The sequence below is a fragment of the Halolamina salina genome, assembly GCF_042678005.1.
In the GTDB taxonomy this organism is placed as follows: domain Archaea; phylum Halobacteriota; class Halobacteria; order Halobacteriales; family Haloferacaceae; genus Halolamina; species Halolamina salina.
In genome coordinates, this window is the sequence record NZ_JBHUDH010000071.1 from 26,483 (window position 1) to 28,809 (window position 2,327).

Consider the following 2,327-nt stretch of genomic DNA (forward strand, 5'->3'; position numbering starts at 1 on the left):
GAACGCCGTCGCCAGCGAGAGGAAGCCGGCCGTGTGCGCGACGTTGCCGGAGTAGCGGACGACGGGGTAGACGAGCAACGCGCTGGTGACCGAGAGCGTCAGCGCGTCGAGCAGCGCCAGCAGCCCGACCGGCGTGACCGCGGTCATACGCGGCGCCACCCCGCGAGCAGGACCACGCCCTGGGCGGCGGCGACGAACGCAGCGAGGACGGCAGCGCTGGCGACGACGGCCCGGTAGCGAAGCGGCACCGCGGCGCCGAGCGCGCCGGGGATCGACGCCGCGAGGAAGCCGCCGAACGCGACCGGCAGCGGGCGCAACACGTCGCCGAACGGGGCGTTCCAGTACCCCCGAACGGCGATCAGCGAGAACGCGAACGACCCGAGCAGCGCGAGCGTGGTGGCGACCGTGAGCGCGCGCTCGAGGATCACACCAGTTGGTACTACTGTCACCTGATAAGTCTATCGTCAGCTATACGACGACCACACGACAGGCTCGGGCTTCTTCTCGGGTTTCGAACTATCAGGAAGAAACGACGCTCCCACGGGAGTCGGGCTACGTCCAGTCGTCGAGTCCGGTCTGGACGAGCGAGTCCTCGATGCGCTCGAAGCCGCGCTCGACCTCGTCGGCGTCGACTCCCCACGTCTCGGTCACGTAGCGTTTCGCGGCGTCGATGTCCGGATCCACGTCGAGGTCGAGGTCGTACTCGTCGGTGACCGGCGGGTCGAAAAAGAGCTCCCGGACCCGGTCTGCGTTCTCGACGTACACGTCGTCGGCGTCCATCACGCCCCAGACGTCGCCGTGTTCCTTCACGGCTTTCACGGCCGTCTTGGGGCCGTAGCCGCTGACGCCCTCGTTGAAGTCCGTCCCCATCAGCAGCGCCACGTCCACGAGCTGTTCGTAGGTGATCTCGTGTTTCTCGAGGGTCTTCTGGAGGTCCATCAGCTCCGGATCCCCTTTCGAGGTGAGCTGTCTGAGCGTCAGGGGGGAGCCGAACGTCATCGTGTCGTAGTCCTCGCTGCCGGCGTAGTCTACGTCCCCGACGGCGGCCATGTGAGCACACTGGGCCTCGCCCTCGGCAGGTGCCTCCATGTACGGCACGTCGAGGCGGTCGAACAGCCCGCGGGTAGTCTCGTGGATCGTGTCCGTCAGGCGTTGGGTCCGGGCGTCGAGCCGGGCTGCCTCGACGGAATCACCGGACTCCTCGGCTTCCTGTCGGCGCTGCTCGGCCTTCTCGCGCTGCTCCCGTCTGCGCTCGACCTCGTCGCTCTTGAGGTCGGTGACGCCGCCGTCGAACACGAACACCGGCGTCACGTCGGCCTCGAAGAACTTCGGCAGCCCCTGTACGACGCCGACGAGGTTGGCGACCTCCTCGCCGTCGTCGGTCGTGTACACCGAGTCGGCGGTGAACTTCACCGTCGTCGTGAGGTAGCGGTAGAGCCAGTTGTGCGCGTCGACGGCGACGACGCTCCCCGACAGCGAGTCGAAGGGGACGTCCTCGATGACCGCCACGTCGCGGAGATCCGCGTTGCCCATGGGCCGGGTAGCCGACGCGCGGGCTTGAAGGTGGAGGATCGCGGCCGGTCAGGGCTCCGGCGTCGGCCCCTCGGGCACCGGGACGAGCGCGGGCGCGTCGTCGCCCTCGCGACGGTCGAGGAACGCGCGTTCGTCGTCGCTGAGGTCGCGCTCCTCGTCGGTTCGGAACGTGTCCAGCCCGCACTGGTACGTCGCGGCGTCGCGCTGGCCCGGCCGTTCGAGCACCAGCTCCGCCAGCCCCGTCTCCCGGCCGGTGAACACGAAGCCGGCCTTGTACAGCGCGTGGTACGCGAAGGGGTTGTTGACCGCGATCCGGCAGCGGCGGTACCCCTGCTGCTCGGCGCGTTCGGCGACGAACGCCGCGAGCCGGGCGCCGATCCCCTCGCCACGTCGGTCGTGGCGGGTGGTGATGTAGCGGATCCACAGCACGCCCGGGTCGGTGCGGTCCTCGTTGAACGCGGCGGCGGCGACCACGTCGCGCTCGAACGGGTCGCTCTCGCTCCCCGGCTTGTGGCGCTCCACGTCGGCGTCGACGCTCCGGGGTTCGGCCCGCGGGCCGCCCGGGTCGCGGGCGACCGCCTTGCCCGTGTTGCTCATCACGAACTTCCCCGCGTAGCTGAACTCCCGGAAGTCCAAGCGGAGCGTCGGCCCCGCGGCCGGCCAGCCCAGCAGCGCGAACTCCATATCGGATCGAAACGGCTGGATCCTTATGAGCGTTCGCCGTCGCCGGGTTGATCCCCACGGCCGTCCACCGTAGGGCTATGACCGGCTGGCTCGGCCGCGGCGACGTGCGC

Annotated in this window: 3 protein-coding genes; all 3 read right to left on the bottom strand. The window is 69.5% G+C overall.

Annotated elements, in window-relative coordinates; genetic code table 11:
* Window positions 1-143 precede the first annotated feature (143 nt).
* On the bottom strand, window positions 144-428 hold the full coding sequence (locus ACFR9S_RS07785) for a hypothetical protein (RefSeq protein ID WP_379818379.1): 285 nt from the start codon (window positions 426-428) through the stop codon (window positions 144-146).
* Between the two features lie 124 nt (window positions 429-552).
* Entirely contained in the window at window positions 553-1,533 is a 981-nt protein-coding gene (fen, locus tag ACFR9S_RS07790; protein ID WP_379732858.1) for a flap endonuclease-1, read from the bottom strand.
* 48 nt (window positions 1,534-1,581) lie between these two features.
* Window positions 1,582-2,217, bottom strand: a complete 636-nt coding sequence (locus ACFR9S_RS07795; protein WP_379818380.1) for a GNAT family N-acetyltransferase — start codon at window positions 2,215-2,217, stop codon at window positions 1,582-1,584.
* Window positions 2,218-2,327 lie beyond the last annotated feature (110 nt).

Excerpts from the sequence above, each read along its gene's own strand:
- fen (WP_379732858.1), bottom strand. The coding sequence starts at position 1,533 with ATGGGCAACGCGGATCTCCGCGACGTGGCGGTCATCGAGGACGTCCCC.
- ACFR9S_RS07795 (WP_379818380.1), bottom strand. The coding sequence starts at position 2,217 with ATGGAGTTCGCGCTGCTGGGCTGGCCGGCCGCGGGGCCGACGCTCCGC.